Annotated in this window: 9 protein-coding genes; all 9 read right to left on the bottom strand. The window is 51.6% G+C overall.

What is annotated here, in order from left to right; translation table 11 throughout:
* Positions 1-90 precede the first annotated feature (90 nt).
* The gene (locus JHJ32_RS20205; RefSeq protein ID WP_200122191.1) at positions 91-1,557 is read right to left on the bottom strand and encodes a RagB/SusD family nutrient uptake outer membrane protein; all 1,467 of its coding nucleotides are present in this window, start codon (positions 1,555-1,557) and stop codon (positions 91-93) included.
* A gap of 52 nt (positions 1,558-1,609) precedes the next feature.
* A complete protein-coding gene (locus tag JHJ32_RS20200) occupies positions 1,610-4,882 on the bottom strand; it encodes a TonB-dependent receptor (RefSeq protein ID WP_200122190.1) in 3,273 nt (1,090 codons plus the stop codon).
* 543 nt (positions 4,883-5,425) lie between these two features.
* Positions 5,426-6,385: a D-2-hydroxyacid dehydrogenase gene (locus JHJ32_RS20195; protein ID WP_200122189.1), complete on the bottom strand. Its 960-nt coding sequence runs from the start codon at positions 6,383-6,385 to the stop codon at positions 5,426-5,428.
* Positions 6,386-6,539: 154 nt separating this feature from the next.
* Complete coding sequence (locus tag JHJ32_RS20190; protein ID WP_079716558.1) at positions 6,540-8,156, bottom strand: amidohydrolase family protein; 1,617 nt, start codon at positions 8,154-8,156, stop codon at positions 6,540-6,542.
* 16 nt (positions 8,157-8,172) lie between these two features.
* Complete coding sequence (locus tag JHJ32_RS20185) at positions 8,173-9,651, bottom strand: S10 family peptidase (protein ID WP_200122188.1); 1,479 nt, start codon at positions 9,649-9,651, stop codon at positions 8,173-8,175.
* Positions 9,652-9,665: 14 nt separating this feature from the next.
* On the bottom strand, positions 9,666-11,168 hold the full coding sequence (locus JHJ32_RS20180; protein WP_079716468.1) for a S10 family peptidase: 1,503 nt from the start codon (positions 11,166-11,168) through the stop codon (positions 9,666-9,668).
* Between the two features lie 40 nt (positions 11,169-11,208).
* Complete coding sequence (locus tag JHJ32_RS20175) at positions 11,209-12,594, bottom strand: RagB/SusD family nutrient uptake outer membrane protein (RefSeq protein WP_200122187.1); 1,386 nt, start codon at positions 12,592-12,594, stop codon at positions 11,209-11,211.
* Between the two features lie 11 nt (positions 12,595-12,605).
* A complete protein-coding gene (locus JHJ32_RS20170) occupies positions 12,606-15,938 on the bottom strand; it encodes a TonB-dependent receptor (RefSeq protein ID WP_200122186.1) in 3,333 nt (1,110 codons plus the stop codon).
* A gap of 386 nt (positions 15,939-16,324) precedes the next feature.
* Entirely contained in the window at positions 16,325-19,216 is a 2,892-nt protein-coding gene (locus tag JHJ32_RS20165; protein ID WP_200122185.1) for a tetratricopeptide repeat protein, read from the bottom strand.
* Position 19,217: the final 1 nt, after the last annotated feature.

Below are 19,217 nucleotides of genomic sequence, written 5' to 3'. Positions count from 1 at the left end.
CATTGCATCGTCTTTTGCGCAAGTCGCTGTCATCGCAGGTTTCATACAATTATGGTATTTGGTAAAAACGCCATGAATATACATGCTAAATCAATCGGAAATCAAATTATTTGTCAAAATTTCGTCGTTCGACATTGGCCAGATGTAATTTTCCGCAGCGGGTGGCACCGCCGAAGCCGAAAAGGATGGGCCTACTTTTTCGGGAATCGTATACAGCCGGCGCAGCAAATCATTCGATCGGAAACCTTCACCCAATAATTCGATTCGACGCTCGGTTTCTATGCTGGCAACCAATGCCCCCCTTGTAGCAGTAGCCGATACAGGAAAGACATAGTCTGGATCAGACCGATGATGAACAGCTTCCAGCAATCCCCTGGCTAAGACAAAATCTCCGGTCTCCGCCGCCGCTTCCGCATAGTTCAATAACACTTCTGCGTAGCGAATCACGGGTATATATCGCAGGAAAGGTGCATCCCGACCATATTTACTCAGGTAATAACGGCCATTGGTCGCGTTGAAGCGCAGCAGTCCCCACCGGTCGTCTCCTTCAGCCCATTGAGCGCTGCCCAATATCCCCGCTGGATTCAGGAAATACTCCGAGTTGCCATTGTAGAGGTACCCCAGCGCAGACTGGCCGCTTAAATTGTCCAGGTTGGTAAATGGCATGGAAAAGATGGATTCTGCCGTGGTGAAGTTATTCGTTAACGTCTCGACAATATCACTTTGAAGCGCGTGAGCCACGCCGGTAGTCGCCGAAAAAGGCGCCGCGGTCTGGGGGACAATCTTGCGGGCCTCAGCAATGACCGCGTTCCAGTTCCCTTGATTGAGGTACACCCGCGTCTTCAACGCAATTGCCGTATTTCTATGTGCCCGTGTTGTATTCAATAAAGCCGAAGCATATTCATCGGGCAGGTTTGCCTCGGCGTCGTCCAAATCCTGGAGAATCTGCGAATAAACCTGAGCCACCGTACTACGGGCTAAATTATTATTTTCAGACGTTGTCTCGGCCTGCAACCGCAGAGGCAGGCCGGGCGAAGCGCCATCGTTCTCCGCATAAGGGCGGGCAAATATGGTCACCAACGTAAAGTAAGAAAGCGCACGCAGAAATTTGGCTTCCGCCACATACCCCGCTGCTGTCGTTTCATCCACTACGCCCGGGTTTGCTGCCAGCCCTTCAATGACAAAATTAGCCCGGTTTATCGTGGTGTACCCCGTGGACCAGACGTTAAGGATATCAGCTGAAGAAGAATTGTACGAATGCGCCCAGGCGTCATAGCCGGTAAACGAGTTGGCCGTCGTATTGATAAAATCCTCGCCACGCACATCCAGAAACAGTAATAACCTCCCCCCATAGAAATTTGATCCCTTAAGTGACGCATAGATGCCGTTTACCAGCCCTTCGATGCGTGCCGGGGTACTGAATATATCGGAATAACTAAGCTGCGTGGGGGGAATCTGTTGTAGGTACTCCTCTTCACTGCACGAAGAAATGCTCACCAAGCAAGCAATGCCTAATGCGGCTCCGAGCTTCTTGATGGATTTATATGTGATATTCATAGCTGTTCAATTTTAATGATTAACCTTATCCGAAATCCTGCCTGTTTCATTCCTAAAAGCCGAGGTTCATCCCAAACGTAAACGTACGTCCGTTGCCCAGGGAATTGTACTCAATACCGGGAGATCGGGGATTATTCCCATTGATGGATGATTCCGGCTCCACCCCTGTGTAATTCGTAAACAAATACACATTGGTAGCTTGCACGTAAATCCGTGCCGAGCTGATACCGGCTTTTGCGAGCAACTGGTTAGGCAGCCGGTACCCTATCAGTACATTTTGCAAGCGCAAAAAATCGCCTTTTTCGACATAATCGGAGATGTTCGGAATGTTTGCACTTGCAAAATTGTCGTTGAATACAAGACGTGGCACGTCCGTCACATCGCCGGGCTGTTGCCAACGGTCCAGCACTTTGACCGAATTATTGAAATACCGTTGGTCCAACCAGGTTCCGGTATTGCCATTCAAGACATAGTTGCCGCCAGAAAAGGAAAAGTTAATTCCTGCATCGAAGCTTCCATACCGAAACGTATTATTAAAGCCGCCATACCATGTGGGCAAAGCATTTCCCAAGGGTTGGTAATCAGCCGCCGTGATTGCCGGTGCCGGGCGACCATCCAGGTATGTCCACGCAGAGCCTCCCGAAGGAAAAGCTGCCGAATATTGCACTTGTTCACCAGCCGCATTCATGTAAATACGCTGGCCGGTAGCCGGATTGACACCATTGGTGACCGCTCCGTACAACGTGCCTACGGAGTAGCCCGCCTGCGTCATGTTAAACGGATTGCCCGAAGAGGTGCTTACGATACGCGAGCCTTCGCCTTCAAGTGCAGTCACCTCATTCTTGATGCTCGTGAAATTGAACGAAGCATTCCATGAAAACTTCCCTTTTCTGACGACATCCCCGCTAATTCCTAATTCAACACCTCGGTTGTACAATGATCCGACGTTTCCCAGAATTGCATTGCCGGGAATACCCTTTGAAGGAGACTGCGGCACCTCCAAGATCAACCCGTTTACATTGTTATTGAACCAGCTGAAATCAACCAATATCCGGTCGTTCCAAAAGCCCAAATCCGCCCCGATATTGGTTTGTTCACTGGTCTCCCAGCCCAGATCCGAATTGCCTGCTTGGCTAAGGTGCCACGTAGAAGCACTCCCGTAAAGCGCCGAAGAGAACAAAATGAGCGAGCCATACCGTGAATTCATCTCGCCGTTGCCTACCCGGCCCCAGCCGCCCCGCAGTTTGACACTACTCATGACGGTACTTATAGCGGAACCCTGGTAGAACGCTTCTTCAGACAGTGTCCATCCGGCGGATGCCCCGCCAAAGTTACCCCACTTGGTCGAAGCGCCTAACGCCGAATTGCCATCCCGCCTGAAATTGAACTTGATGAAATAACGACTCTTATAGTCGTAATTCAAGCTTGCGAAATAGGATAAAAAGGCCCAATTTATCAGCAAGTTACCTGACTGCGATACTTGCCCCCAGTTACCCTGAACATCGGTAAAATACGGATCGGAAGCTTGCTGCACATTGACTCCCCATCGGTTCGTCGAAAAATCCTGCACATCCATACCACCAACGGCCGAAATGTGGTGGTCCGCAAATCGCGTGTCATAATTCAACGTATTGGTAAAATTCCAGTTGTTAAATAAAGTCGATACGTTCGTCACACTACCGTTTGTAGACGAACTGGAACCATGCTCGGGACTCAGCGAGCTGACATTAAGAGTGGACAACCGGTCTACCGAATAACTGGTCGTGAAATTCAGGCCCTTCAACAGGTTAACGGTCGCTCCCACATTCGCCAATATCCGATCGTTGGTCGAGCTGTATTTAGCCAGCTCAAATAAAGCCACCGGATTATAATAGACGCTCACGACCTGGTTGTTGCCATTGCCGATAGGTCCGCCCGGCGTGTTGGCCAGGTGTGGGGTACCATCCGGATTATACGCCGGCACATTCGGATTAAGGGTATAAGCCATCCGGGCAGCGCCTACAATCAGCTGTGCGTTGCCTTCCATGGAACCCGAGTTTGGCGCCCTATTTTCAGACTTGGTATAACTTATATTACCTCTCAACTTGAGCCACGAGTTTACATCATGGTCCAAATTAAATCGAAGCCCCGTCCGGTCAAACTCGTTCGTCTGCAAGAATCCCTCCTGCTCGGTAAGGTTGGCCGAAAAGAAGTAACGCGTCTTCGGACTGCCACCGCTCACCGTTACCGCATGGCTGTGCTGCACACCCGTTTGAAAAATATAGTCATACCAATTGGTATTCACCAGCGACCCATCTGGATGATAACTTGGGAAGAACAACGCCGACGCAACAGCATCGTTATCCGCCTGACCGCTCAGTATCTTCCTGTTCAGTTGCGCTTCGTTCTTGATCATCATGAAGTCTTCCGCCTCCAGCAACTTTGGAAGCCTTACCGGCTCGGTCACGCCTACCCAGCCGTCATAAGTCACCCGGGCGCTTCCCTCTTTACCTCTTTTGGTAGTAACTAAAATGACGCCATTAGCCGCCCGGGATCCGTAAATAGCCGTAGATGCAGCATCCTTCAATACGTCAATCGATTCAATGTCGGCTGGGTTAATGTCTGCCAGCGGGTTGTTGGCCACGGTAGCGTTTGAAGACACATCGCCGCTTGTCACCGGAATACCGTCTATGACGATTAATGGATAAGAGCTTAGTGATATGGAATTCGTTCCCCTGATGCGGATAACCGGCGCATTGTTCAGTACCCCGTTTGGTAAGTTGATTTTTACGCCGGCAGCCCTTCCTATAAGCGCCTGATCAAAACTCTGTACCGGGATTTCCTTGACTTGATCAGCCACAATGCGGCTTGCGGCACCTGTAAATTCCTTTTTTGACTGGGTACTATATCCAACGACAAGCACCTCGTCCAACTCCGAAGCGTCGGGCTCAAGGTTAATGGTATAAGGACCCGGGGTTCTCACGACAACCTCGGCAACGCTATACCCCAGGAATGTCACCTCAATGGTTGATCCCACCGGCACCCGAAGTGAAAATTGCCCATCGTCATTCGTTTTCGTCGCCAGTGTACTGCTGCCTTTCACATGTACAGTAGCCTCGGGCAAAGGAGCGCCGGTCTCATCGCGCACCGTTCCCGAAACCGTTATGAGTTCTTGAAAAGCGGCGTCCGGGACCAGCGATACGGCACCCCGAACGCCCATCGTGCCTGAAAACATCAGGGCACACAGGAACGCAAAGACGCTGCAGACAGGTTTGGGTTTAGGTTTTAATTGGATATGCCTATGCACACCACTTGGCATCGTTTTGCCAAATAAAAAGTATTTCATACTTTTACCAAATTAAGGTTAGCTATTAGAGAATAATGACGTTTTATTAGTAGTGATACCTTGTCCATGCAGGAGTGGTGCGAACACTCCTGCTTTTTTATTGGTATCGGGTATTTCCGGTCATGCTCAAGGAGGGTAAAAATGATTCATATAAAACGGTTAAGCCTGTTGACGCCTATATTTAATTACATACATTTGGCAGCTAAAAATCGTTAACCTGCAAACACCGTATGTGTTTGATAGTCCAGCTATCAGCATACCAGACTACTACGGTCCCGTGCAAACCACCGATTCACTTATCTTTTCAAGACAGAAAAAGCGAGAATCCCCAAAAAACAACCAACACAGCACAACACCAGCAATGGAGAAATGAAAAAATTAAAACTCACCTATCAATACACACAAACATAACCATATTCTTATATAATTCACAATAAAATAGTAAAAATATTTTATTTTTCATCAATAAAAAACAAAACAAATAAGAAAAACACAATTTTAGTCAGTCAAACAAGACGAAAAATTCAACAAAACCCAAAAAATCTACATATTAACGGCGTTTTTTGAATTCCCTTTCTGATAATCCATCAAATTACACACAGCAACCTCCATCAGGCGGGTCCGCGCCTCTTTCGTAGCCCATGCAATATGCGGGGTAATCAAACAATGTCGTGCGCCAAACAACGGATTGTCCGGAGCCGGCGGCTCGGCGGACAACACGTCAAGGCCGGCACCGGCGATGCCGCCGCTGTTCAGCGCTTCCGCAAGATCTTCTTCCACCACAAGTGGCCCGCGCGCCGTATTGATAAGAAATGCAGTTTCTTTCATCTTTTTCAGGCTACCGGCATTTATCAGGCCCTTGGTTTGCGGCGTGAGCGGACAGTGGAGGCTCACTACATCAGCCTGTGCCAGCAATTCGTCCAAGCTTGCCCAACGGAAATTCCGTCGGTAAGACTGATCGGTTTGCGTACGGCTATATCCAATGACGTCCATGCCGAATGCGGCGGCAGCGTCTGCCACGCGCTGGCCGATATCACCGAATCCGATGATGCCCAATGTCTTGCCCGAAAGCTCCATCAATGGATAATCCCAGAAGCAGAAATCAGGTGATCGCGACCATTTGCCCGAAGCGACGGCGTCACTGTGTCGCTGTACATGGTGGCAAAGTTCCAATAGCAGCGCAAAAGTCAGCTGCACAACAGACGCCGTGCTGTATCCCGGCACATTGGTCACCACGATTCCCTTTTCCCTGGCGTAGTCAATATCCACGATATTGTACCCGGTGGCCAGCACTCCGATGTATTTCAGGTCCGGCAGTTGTTCCAGTATTTCGGCATCCAATGGCACTTTATTCGTCAATAAGGCTTCAGCGCCGTTTGCCCGTTCCACGATTTGGTCGGCGGTCGTTCGGTCATATACGGTCAGTTCACCCAAACTGCCCAGATCGTCCCAACTTAAGTCGCCGGGGTTCAGCGTATGTCCGTCCAGTACAATGATCTTCATCTTTTTATTCGTTTGATTTAAAAACCCAATATTAAGCATAACTTTTAACTATCGCGAAGACGCCGGCCGGTTCACGTCCATAACGACAGCGGCGCGTATACGGTCTATTCCAGACCGTATATGCGCCACCATGACACGCTACCGTAGGTAAAGTTTATTTAAACATCGAATGATGGTAAATACCCGGCTGCAGGATTTCATACTTTTCCTTGGCCTTTTCCTGACGTACCATTTCCTTCACATCATCCAGCAATTTCTTTGCATCGTAGACAATACCGTCCTTCACGGTATACGTTACGCCACCCACACGCACCACCTCATTCTCTTCCGTCACCCGGATGGCGCCAGTGCCGTACAATACCTGCAGATTTTCCAGTGGATTTTGGTCCACGATGACAAAATCCGCCAGCTTGCCGACTTCCACGCTGCCGATTTCGTCGTCCATACCCAACGATTCCGCACCGTTGAGCGTCGCCGCCTTGATGACCTCCAACGGATGGAAGCCCGACTCACGCAGGAGCTCCATTTCCCGCGGATAAGCAAACCCGTACAGCGCATAGATAAATCCGGCATCCGTGCCAACGGTGACGCGGCCACCCCGGTTTTTATATTCATTGATAAACTTCATCCACAGCTGGTAGTTGCGTTTCCATTGCAGCTCCTGTTCCGTCCCCCAATTAAACCAATACGATCCGTGCGAAACCCGGTTGGGCTTGTAAAACTCCCACAACGAAGGCAGGGTGTATTCCTCGTGCCACTCCGACCGCCTTGCGCGCATCAGGTCCCTGCTTGCCTCATAAATCACCAACGTAGGCGAAAGCGTAAAATCCAGTGCAATCAGCTCATCCATCACCTTATTCCATCGTTCAGAGTAAGGTTCGGCTGCCTGTTCCCACAACTGTCCTGCTTCACCGAAGCGATCTTGCTCATCCTGGTAGTTGTATGACAGCGAATAATCCTGTACCGTACGATCCGTAAACATCGCCTCCGGCAACCCATACCAATGCTCCAATGCTGTAAGTCCCGCCCGGGCACTGTGCAGCGCATTCCAGCGTCCTACGTACACCTGTGCATGGTGCGTTTTTGACCGTAGCCCCAGACGTTTGTTTTCTTTGATGGCGGCATCCATGATGTGCGGTTCAGCACCGAAAAATTTGATGCCGTCGGCCCCCTTTTCCTTGTTGCTGCGCACCCATGCGATGGCCTGCTCTTCGGTACTGATGGGTCCGCTTACCCCTTGCCCGAACCGCGCGTAAGCCTTAATCCTTGGCGCTGTAATCGTATTTTCCGCACTTTTCTTTTTCTGATCCAACACCCATTCCAGGCCATTGCCACATCCCGGATCGGCAATGGTTGTCACGCCATGCGCCATCCACAGTTTAAAAACATATTCGGCGGACGCCGCCTGCGATCCACCGATATGGGCATGCGTGTCTACAAAACCCGGCAGCAGATACATCCCTGTGGCATCCAGTTCCTTCCCGCCTTCCACGAGTTTTGGCCTGCGCGCTTCGTTGACCGGCACACCCGGTGCACCGACAACCGCTACGTTTGTAATCCGGTTACCTTCCACCACGATATCCACTGGCCCCATTGGTGGCGAAAGCGTACTGTTTATCAGCGTCACCCCCCGGATGATCAATTGTTTCCAGGGCCCCTCTCCCTCTGCCCTATCGGGTGCCCCCGCCACTCGGCCTTGGGCGTACCCCCTGCCACTCATGCCGATACCTGACAAGCAACAGGCGGCAATCACGATTAGTACATGCTTCATACGCTCGTTCATTAAGTTAATCAACACGATATTTTGCGGGCATATCTTCCGCTGGCAGCGTTTTGGCGATAAACGCCCGCAAGTCGTCGTTGGCTGCCTTCAGATCCTCCTTGCGCAAATACATCATGTGACCGCTGCGATAGCCTTTCCAATCCATCCGGGATTTCAGTTTGCCGCTGGGGTCCATCTGCCAAAGGTTGTATTGCGCATTGAAATAGTCGGTAGCCCCGTCATAATACCCCGATTGGACGAGCACATGCAAAAACGGATTCATCGCCATGGCCTGCCGCAAGCTCTCGCCGGTTTTGTTTTCCAGCGCAAACCGGTTCCATGAAGCGTGGCCAGCCACGTAATATTCCAGATCCGTATCGTACTTCAGGTAATTTTTGATGTAATAGTTGTTTGCTGGTGTGAACGTATGCTGCCACGACGTATTCTCCGCTGCATAGTCCGGTCTTTCGCCTGCGACCGTCCGGTCGATGCCCAGGTACCGCGAGTCCAGCCTGCCAATGGAATAGCCTTCTGCGCGCAACAGCTCTTTCCAGAAAAAGGCCATCGGCACCACCAGGTTATGTTGCAGGATAGCGGTTTCGGAGATCCCCATGTACCGGGACATTTTGTGCGCAATAGCTTGCCTCTTCCCTTCATCGAGGTAGCCGCCCCTTACCAACGCAGGTATCAGCGAGTCCACCGTATAAGCCTCCACTTCGGGAAGCATCTCCTCCAGATCCTTCCGCTGCAGGTCCGCCGGCAGTTTTTTATGGTACCAAGCCGTGGCCGCATAGTAGGGCAGCAAATTGGCATCACCCACCGGTCCATACCGCCAGAATCCTAACGTCCCGGGAGATACCAATACCACACCATTGATGTACATCCAATGCCTGTTTTGCAGCTCCAGGGCCAGTCCCGACACGCGGTACGTCCCATAACTTTCGCCAATCAAATATTTCGGCGAAGCCCATCGGTTGTGCCGGGTCACAAACGTCGACAACCAGTTTCCCAAGTAGGTGAGGTCGTTGTTGATACCCAGGAACTGCGCAAGCGGCGCATCGCCGACAGGGCGCGAATAGCCGGTATTGACCGGCTCCACATACACCAGATCCGTGACATCCAGCAACGAATGCGGGTTATCTTCTATTCCATAAGGCTGGATCGGATACCCCTCGTCATCGATGCGTACGCGGTGCGGCCCGGTATAGCCGAGCCGCATCCACAGGGCACCTGCACCCGGCCCCCCGTTGAACGAAAAAGCAATAGGCCGGGTCGCCTGATTCGCCACATCGGTGCGGTAATAATAGGTGTAAAAAACACCGGCAATCACCTTGCCTGATTCATCCCATACCGGCTGCATGCCGGTTACTGCGTTGAACTTGACGGTTTGTCCATTTATCATGACCTCATGCTTGGTCGTTACCGCAGAATCGGGATTAAATGATCGATCTTGCGCTTGGCAAATGTAGGGCAAGAGCATAAGGGCAAAAACAAGTTTATTCATAGCCATACGCTTACTCAGTCAACGGTATATTTCGCAGGGACGCCTTCTTTGGGAATGCTCAGTTTGATAAACTCGCGCAAATCCTCATTCGAAGAAGCCAAATCTTCATATCGCAAGTACATCATGTGGCCGCTGCGATACCCCTTCCAATGCATGCGATCTTTCAGCTTGCCGCTTGGGTCGAGGTTCCACATGTTATACTGCGCATTGAAATAGTCGCATGCACCATCATAATAACCCGATTGCACCAGCAAATGCATAAACGGATTCATGGCCATGGCCTGCCGGAGATCTTCGCCGGCGGTCTCTGTCTCGGCGCCCTCCCGCGGCCAGGGCCGGGTATGGCCGGCGACATAATATTCCAGATCCGTGTGATATTTCAAGTAGTTGGTATAATAGTAGTTGTTGGCTGGCGTAAAAATGTGCTGCCAGGTCGTATTTTCCGGTGAGTAATCAGGCTGTCCGCCTGCCACCATCCTGTCGATACCCAAGTACCGCGAATCCAGACGCCCAACCGTATATCCTTCCTTGCGCAGAAGTTCTTTCCAAAAGAATTGCATGGGCACAGCCAGGTTATGATCCAAAATAGCCTGCGATGAAATGCCCATGTACCGCGACATGCGATCGGCAATGGCCTTCCGTTCGTTTGCATCGATAAATCCACCTTGAGCCATTGCCGGAATCAGTTCCTTGATGGTAAACGCTTCAACTTCGGGCAGCACAGCTGTGAGGTCCTTTTGCTGCAAATCGCTGGGCAGCTTCTTATGATACCAAGCCACCGCCGCGTAATACGGCAGCTTGTTGGCATCAGCCACCGGGCCATCGCGGCGAATTCCCAGACCAGTAGGCGACACCAGCACCACCCCGTTGATATACATCCAGTGGCGGTTTTGCAACTCCAATGCCAGGCCGGAGACACGCGTCGTGCCGTAGCTCTCGCCTACCAAGTATTTCGGAGAAATCCACCGATTGTTTCTCGATACGAAAGTCGTAATCCATTGGGCCAAGTATTGCACATCCGTTTTTACGCCGAAGAAATCCGATGCGGGAACACCATTCACCGGCCTTGAGTATCCGGTATTGACCGGCTCGATATACACGATATCAGCGACATCGAGCAGCGAATGCGGATTATCCTCGATACCATACGGCTGGATGGGGAACCCTTCCTCGTCAATTTTGATACGGTGCGGGCCCGTATAGCCCAGGCGCATCCAGAGCGCTCCGGCTCCCGGCCCGCCATTGAACGAGAAGACCAAGGGACGGGTATCCTGCCCCGGGACGTCCGTCCGCTTGTAGTACGTATAAAAAACCCCTGCACGGGCTTTCCCTTTATCGTCCCATACCGGTTGCATGCCCGTCGTGGCGCTAAACTTGACCGTCTGGCCCTTTACCACCACTTGATGGTTGGTCGTGACTGCCGAATCCGGGTTGATTTTGATGTCCTGGGCATGGGCGCTACTGCATACACCCGCCGTCAGCGTCATCAGCACAACAGCTAATCGTTTTATCCTCATTTTTAAGTAAATAAAGTGTTAGTAATGAATTGTTTTTTGACTATCGGTAAGCCTCATTTTGTTGTACATTGTTATTAGCCCGGGTTTCAACCGAAGGGATGGGCATGACTTGCCTACCCGCATTCGATAACGAATAGCTGGGCTGGCTTCCTGTGGTCCGCACAATGTTGGTAAATACCGTTGTGCCAAGCCCCCGGCGGATGACGTCAAACCAGCGCTGTCCCTCGCCCACAAACTCCAGGCGCCGTTCTTCCAGGATAGCCGCAATGATCGCGTCCTTGCCTGCAGCAGTCCGCGCTGCTACACCAGCCCTTGCACGCACGGCATTCAAATCTTCCAAAGCACCATCAAAGTTCTCCAATTCGGCGCGCGCCTCAGCACGTATAAGGTACTGCTCCGCCAGGCGAAGCAACTGAAAATTATCCCCCTCTTGCGGATCATCCCATTTCGTAGGGTAATAAACCGGCCGGGCAGGATTCTGTGCAATCAACTGGGCACGCGTATCAGCCGGGTCAGCCACAATCGCCTCGTAGGTCGATTGATGAAGCGCAGTACCTCCCCGCGCACTCAGGTTGGACGGGTAGTACCAATTGCGCAGCCCGTTGATATCCACATTGCTAAACTGCACTTCAAACAACGACTCTTCCGTATTCTTGTTCCTGAAAATGCTCATAAAAGGCACATTCAGTGATTTCCCCGCAATCGCATCGGTGGCATACTGTTCAGCCAAATCCCATTGCCGGTTATACAGGTAATACCGGGCCAGCAGTGCGCGCGCGGCGGGTTTGGTTGCTTTCACTTTAGACAATACCGTAGACGACCGCGCTTCGGGCAGCAGCTGCAGTGCCTGAAGCAAATCCGACTCAGCCTGCGCATATGTTTCGGCCAATGTACTTCTTGGCTTCAAATCACTTTCCGTGATGCCCGAAGAAGGCGTCACGACGATCACGGCACCCAACTCACCATACACCTGCGGATACCCCCCGAAAAAGCGCGCCAGATCGAAATAAGCCAAGCCCCTGACCCAGTAAGCTTGTCCCAGCATATCATCCTTGATCCCTTGATCGATAGCCATTTCGGGCACATAAGCGATGATGTTGTTTGCGATATCGATACACCGGTAAAACGACGTATACAAATCCTCTACCTCGGAGTTGTCCACACTCCAGTTAAATTCATCGGTAGCAATCAATGCGTCCCACGTGTCAATCTGTTGCGACATGTCCGACGCCACGTCGGACAAGACCTGCACACGCCACATATACGGCGTTTGCAAGTTGTTGTACATCCCGTTGACGGCTCCTTCAGCACTATTGAGATCAGAAAAAGCTTGGTTACTTGTAATTTGGGAGACAGGCTCCAAATCCAACAAATTGCATCCGGAAAACGTGAGCAATCCCGCACATATAACGACTAAAACTCTCATAGCAGTAATTTTTAGAATGTTAGATTTATTCCCCCCATCCACACTCGCGGCTGTGGCATTACACCCTGGTCTATGCCTTGAACGGTTTCTGACGGGCTTACCGACACCTCGGGATCCAATCCAGTATAGTTGGTAAACGTCAGCACGTTTTGTCCAGACACATACAGCCGCAACTGGCTAAGCCCCAATTTTTGGATGGCGCTGCTTGGCAGCGAATACCCCAGGCTGATGTTTTTCAGCCGTAGATAAGACGCATCCTCAATATGCCTTGATGGGCGGTAGTTGACATTGTAGTTGATGTTTGCCATCCGCGGAATATCGGTCACATCGCCCGGCTGTTGCCACCGGTCCAACTGCTGCGCACTGTAGCCTGTGGTCCGCTCGCCACCATGTTCGAAAAAGTAACGGTTGTAGTTGAATACATAATTTCCGTAACTAAACTGCAGGAAAGCAGACAGGTCAAAATCCTTATACCGCCAGGTATTGGTGAGCCCGCCCTGGAAATCGGGCCAAGCATTTTTATCCGAAATGAAGCGGTCTCTGTTTACGTTAAACTGGCCGTCGTCGCCCGTCCGCCAGATGATATTTCCCGTTTGAGGGTCAACCCCCAATTGTTCATGCACATAAAACGAATACAGCGGATATCCTTCTTCCAGCCGAATATATTCCCGTGAAAATTGGTTGAAAGGCGAAGCAAGCTTCTTAATCAAGTTCCTGTTTTGCGACACATTCAAATTGATATCCCACGAAAATTGCTCATTGTTAATCGCCTGGGCATTGATCCCGAGCTCAATACCCCGGTTTTCCATTTCGCCGTAGTTTTGCAGCATCACGCTATATCCGGTAGATCTCGGCGTAGGCACTTCCAGCAACAGGTCCTTTGTCTGCTTGTCATAATAGTCCAACGTCAAGCCCAATCTGTTGTTGAAAAAGCCGATATCGACCCCGATATTCAGTTGGGCGGTGGTCTCCCATTTCAGGTCCGGATTGGCCAGCTGCACCGGATTGAACCCAGCCAAGTCGCCATAAGAAGCCGCTCCACCGGCACCCGGTGTGGTTCCGCCGCCGCCCCGATAACCGCCTCGCTGACCTCCCCACAACCCCAGGGACGCATAGTTACCAATACCGCTTTGGTTACCAGTTACACCATAGCTGACGCGCCATTTCCACTGCGAGATCACCGGCAGCTGCTGCATGAAGGCTTCATCTGACATCACCCAGCCCAACGATGCCGAGGGGAACAATCCCCAGCGATTGTTGGCACCGAACCGAGAAGAGCCATCGTACCGCATGTTTACACTGACGAGGTATTTCTGTTGGAAGTCATAATTTATCCGGCCAAACACCGAAGCTATTGCCCATTCGCTTTCATCGCCACTTGAATTCTTGACAGCCGCCGAAGATATTTTTCTAAAGCTGTCACTGGGGAATCCCTGTCCCGTTGCAGTCACAAACGTATTTTTATTTTTTTGGAACGTCGTGCCCGCCAGGAAGTCCAGGTTGTGTACAGCATTGAAACTGGTCTTATAGGTCAGTATATTTTCATTGATCCAATTCAGGTCGTTGACCACGCTGCTCGTCGCCTCACCACCTACGCCCGCACCGGCCACCATCTTGGTATTTGCATAGTTGTCTTCCTGGATGTAGTTATTGTCCAAGCTCCAGGTCGTCCGAAACACCAGTCCCTCGATGATTGTCCAATCTGCAAAGAAATTACCGATAAGCCGGTTTGTATTCATCAAGTAGTCCGTCTCGTTGACAATGGCCAGCGGGCTTTCCCAAACCGGGCGGTTGTACGATCCGTCCTCGTTGTAGGCCGGGATATTGCTTGGATAGAAAAACGCATTGGCCAACGCGGAGTTGATGTTGTTCCCATTTTGAATCCGGTTGCGCCGGCTGTTGGAATAAAAGATACTCGTTCCGAATTTTAAGCGGTCGGCCGCCGAAAAGTCGATGTTGCTCCGAAACGATTTGCGATTAAACATGACCGGCTTCATGATCCCTTCCTGATTAAAATTATTGGCAGACACCATATAGCGTATCCGTTCGTTGCCCCCTGAGATTGAGGCATCGACATTGTACATCGCCCCCTGCTGCATGATGGGATCCATCCAATTGGTATTTATGGCATTATCGGGATTGGCATATGGCGGGGCAAAGGCCGCTCCCGAAGGGTTCAGTGCATCGAGGCTTCCATAGCGGTCTATCCAGTTATTGGCCGCCGCCTCATTTTGCAACCGCTCGAATGCCGGGCCGTCAACGCGCAGTTCATTCGGGTCTTTCCACGCCTTGGAAGTACCCGCATAGCTCGAAATCGAGATCGTCGGCTTACCGGATTTCCCACGTTTCGTCGTGATCAGGACCACCCCGTTGGCCGCCCTGGCGCCATAGATTGCCGTCGCCGCCGCATCTTTCAATATTTCCATAGACTCAATGTCGGATGGATTCAAATCCGCAAGCGGGTTGGTCGGTTGGCCGAAGGTCGTCCTTGCCAGGTTCTGTGACACAATCGGCACACCATCGATGACATACAACGGCTCGGAGCTGGCATTGATGGACGTACTCCCCCGTACCCGCACCACCATGCCTGCGCCCGGCTCACCGGAGGCGGCCGTCACCTGTACCCCCGGGGCCCGTCCCTGGAGCATCTGATCGGGGCTTGGCATGGGTAGATCTTTCAGCGTTTCACCATCCACACGGGCAATAGCGCTGGTCACTGTCCGGCGGCTCTGCTCGCCATACCCCACCACCACCACTTCATCCAACTGCGACGCGTCTTCCTGCAGCTGGACGTGGTAAGGGCCCTCGTTTGTCACCGTCACTTCCTTTGGTAAATAGCCGATATAAGACACCTGAATGGTAGCATTTTTGGGCACCCGCAGGGTAAATCCACCCTCGGTATCCGTTTTTGTACCGATACTTGCCTGGTTTTTCACCGATACCGTAGCCCCGGCCAAGCTTTCGCCACCCGCGTCTTTAACCGTGCCGGTAATGGTCACTTCTTCCTGCACAGGCGTGGCCATTTCATGCTTCATGTTGGCAAACTGCGCCTTCGGAAGCGTGATGATGATCGTTTCCGAAATAATTTTGTAGGCCATGCCCTGTGGATAAATCACACGGTTCAGCACGTGCTGTATATCGGCATTCTTTACCGAAATACTCACCAGGTCCGATGACTGGACTACTTCATCGCTGTACAGAAAACGATAGTCCGTCTGTTTGGTGATTTCGCTAAAAACATGTTCGAGCTTAGCATTCTTTAGGGACAGCGTCACCTTCTGCGCGCTGCTTTCCGCATACGCGCCAGCTACAAATGCAATAAGCAACAAACAAGTAATCTTCACAGCGATTAGGAATTTAGTGCACCGAGCATACCAGCATTTACGGTTTGGCATACCCTTGCCAATTGAAAAGTATTTCATACTTTTGCCTAATTAAGGGTTAATTGATAGATTAATTGATACTTGTTTAGCTTTTAACCTTCCGGGAGTGCTGCCAACACTCCCGTTCTTCTTTTACAAGCTTTTTCTTTTCAAATCCAGCATTTTTTCCATTTTGTCGGGTTTTTCCATCGTTTTTGATTTGTTGGATACCAGTTAGTTACTATAAAGAAACGAAGCGTCCCAATCGGGGTGACAAGAACCGCAATTTTTATTCGTTTAATAACCCCATGCGGCCAAAACCGGTCTGCTGCTACCGGTTTTTGGCCTACATGGAGCATTTTTTAATCTTATTCCGTCGCCACGTCGGCCTTCAATCCCTCAAGTGTCCTGTCCAGTCGGCCGATTGCTGTATCATCGCCATTGTACAGGTCTTTCAGCCCTTGGTAGGCTTGCACCTGATAACGGTTGTGCCGGATGGCTTGCTCAAATAGCGCAATAGCCTCCTCGGCGCGGCCATCCTGCACGGCCAGCTGTGCAGCAGACAACGCCCGGGAAGAGCGGTAAAAGCGGTCACCGTCTTGCGGAAGCTTATCGAACAGTGCCGCTGCCTCCTGGCCTTTACCTGCTTTACTCAGCAGGCGCACCAAGCGTTGGTTGTGCAGTTCATCCAGCCGGTCAGGGTCTATCCCGTTCACCAGCAACTTTCCGAGATACACATTCAGGGAATCCGCCTTGCCTGGCTGCATGGCGTAGGCCTCAGCTATCCGCAATTCAAAATCCGGACGGCCGCTTGACGACGCTTCCAGAATGCGCTGCGCCTCCAATAAGGTGGTCACGGCTTCTGCATACCGGCCATTGGCCATCAATGCATCGGCATAGCTCCCGCGCAGGTTGTAATTTTGCGGCCTTTTGGCCACCAGTGAAGCCAATTCAGCCAACGGAGCAGCAATCCCCAGCAACGCGCGTTCGGTAGCCGCATACGCCCGTGCATCATCCTTGCGGTCCCGCAGATAAGTAGATACCTCGGCACCGATGGCCACATATTGGCCAGCCGCCTTGATCGCCTCGGCAATCAAGCCATTCCGATGATAAAAGGTGCGCAGTTGGATGGCATTTTGTGCTTTGATCTGAAAATCAGTCTCTATCGCCACCGCCTTATCATAGAGCATCGCCTGTTCGCCTATTGCAGCGTCGTTATCGCCCGATTCCCTGCCCACGATTTCAGCTTTCACCACGTAAGCTGGCGCATACCCGCTATCCAGCTCCACGACCTGTTGCACATAGCCCTTTGCGCCGGCAAAATCACCGGTTGATAACTTCAGGCGTGCGTATGCAAGCAATGCAGGTAAGTATCGGCTATCATACGTCAAGGCCGTATCCAAGTAGCGCTGCGCCAAGTTGACGTCTGCCCGCTGTGCACGGTTGCTGAGGTTGAGGTACACTTGGGCCCAATTGGATGCCATCGCATCCTTGTTGCCGGCGAGGTAAGCTGCCTCGTTTGCGGTAAGCTCCTGCAAAAACTGGTACATTTCCGGATCTTTCGTCGTCAGGTCATGATGCGTATTCATGGACTTAAAGTCCAACGGGTGCACCTTCACGTGTTCAAAGTAAGCCGGATAGGTCTGCGCCAAGTACTCCGACTCATTATTTTGCGAATAATAATCCAGCGTCAATCCCTTTTCCATCGCGTTGAAGTACAAGGCCCTGATACGCCTGTTCTGCTCATCGGTGAGCACGCGGCCATGGAACAAATGGACATACTCATGCAAGATCACATTCCGTTCGCCGTACGCCCCCCGCTCAACGTACCCGATATCCGCCGCGCCGCTGCCAACCCCACGGATGTCCATCCATTGTCTATTATCAAATGTCGTATTGAACCTGAAATGCGGCGATTTCATGGCAATCGCAAGATCGATATGCAGCGGCGGTATCACGAACGCATTGTTTTGTTTCGTCAAAAACGGGAAATAAACCACCGCGCTATACAGCTGATTCCAGACCATGCCTTTTGCTATCTCACCTGGGTAATACGTCACATCGGGGAATACTTTCGCAAAATTGTCCCAATCGTGAATGGTTGTATGCTTCAACTCCGCCGTAACCGAATCGTACGAAGCCAAGTAGGGTATCCGCTTCGATTTGATGACGGCAGACAAGCCATTATGGGCCGGCCCATAATGCTGCTTCCTTGCCAGTATCTCCAAAAATATCGCTTGGGCGGTATCCAATCTTGCCAGCCTTTCGGGATGATCGAAATCGCTGTAATAAATAGACGCACGGTGCATGAGTGGCAATACCGAGTGGTTGTACTCCTTTTCGACCTCCCGGGTCACAACCAGTGCCTGATCGACGTTACCTTCCCGCACCAGCTGATCAGCCGCTTCCAATTTCGCCCGTATGGCCTTTTCATCGTTATCGACATAATCAGCGAAGGTCAGGTTCGTATGGCCATTGCCCCAGTGCCAATGGGTTTGGAAATGCAATGGGTTGATGGCCAAGGCCACCTCCCACTGACCCGCCATATCGTCCAGCTGAGTAGCATCTATCCGTCGCCATATAGCGTATCCGTAGCTAAACCGCGCATTGGCCTCCAGGGGATTCAGCTCCAGGCACCGAATTATCGGTGCCTCGGCAAGTGCCGGCCGCTGGTCCCAGAAGTACACGTCGCCCTCCAACAGATAGGCCGCCGCAGACTGCGGGTTCCGCCGCTGCATGTCCTTGGCCAGTGCGAGCGCCTCATCGTATTTCTTCTGCAGCAACAGCGCCCTGCCCAGCACGGCCCTGAGCCGCTCATCTTCCGGGTTGGATGCCAGCATGTCTTTGCAGCGTGCTTCAGCTTCGGGCAATTTCCAGGCTTCGATAAGCAATGTCGCCTCCATGCGTGCCACCAAGGGCGAGCGGTTAGCTGCTGCCTTCACCGACCGGAGTTCACGCGCTGCCCTATCAAAATCATTATTCAACCACCAATACTCCGCGCGCAGCACCGCCTCTTCCACCTCGGTCACGTTAGCCCCCGCATCCAGGTATGACAGCACCTCATCCCACAGCCCTACCGCCAACATGCCGTCCAGGATGCCGTACATATCGCGCCCCCCCTGTTTAAGCTGAGCGCGGAGCTTCTGGCGGTGTTCTTCCAGGTGTTTCAGCGCAGCGCCGGTATCATTGACCAGATCCTGGCAAATGCCCTGGGCAAGCGCTGCAAACACCAAAAAGCAGCATATCCATATTCTTTTCATG

It is taken from the genome of Parapedobacter sp. ISTM3, assembly GCF_016533505.1.
In the GTDB taxonomy this organism is placed as follows: domain Bacteria; phylum Bacteroidota; class Bacteroidia; order Sphingobacteriales; family Sphingobacteriaceae; genus Parapedobacter; species Parapedobacter luteus.
Note: the sequence above shows the minus strand (reverse complement) of the source record. Positions and strands in the feature narration are given on the sequence as shown.

Coding starts and splice junctions, on each gene's coding strand:
- JHJ32_RS20205 (WP_200122191.1), bottom strand. CDS start 1,557: ATGAATATCACATATAAATCCATCAAGAAGCTCGGAGCCGCATTAGGC.
- JHJ32_RS20165 (WP_200122185.1), bottom strand. CDS start 19,216: ATGAAAAGAATATGGATATGCTGCTTTTTGGTGTTTGCAGCGCTTGCC.
- JHJ32_RS20175 (WP_200122187.1), bottom strand. CDS start 12,594: ATGAGAGTTTTAGTCGTTATATGTGCGGGATTGCTCACGTTTTCCGGA.
- JHJ32_RS20180 (WP_079716468.1), bottom strand. CDS start 11,168: ATGAGGATAAAACGATTAGCTGTTGTGCTGATGACGCTGACGGCGGGT.
- JHJ32_RS20190 (WP_079716558.1), bottom strand. CDS start 8,156: ATGAAGCATGTACTAATCGTGATTGCCGCCTGTTGCTTGTCAGGTATC.
- JHJ32_RS20195 (WP_200122189.1), bottom strand. CDS start 6,385: ATGAAGATCATTGTACTGGACGGACATACGCTGAACCCCGGCGACTTA.
- JHJ32_RS20200 (WP_200122190.1), bottom strand. CDS start 4,882: ATGAAATACTTTTTATTTGGCAAAACGATGCCAAGTGGTGTGCATAGG.
- JHJ32_RS20185 (WP_200122188.1), bottom strand. CDS start 9,651: ATGAATAAACTTGTTTTTGCCCTTATGCTCTTGCCCTACATTTGCCAA.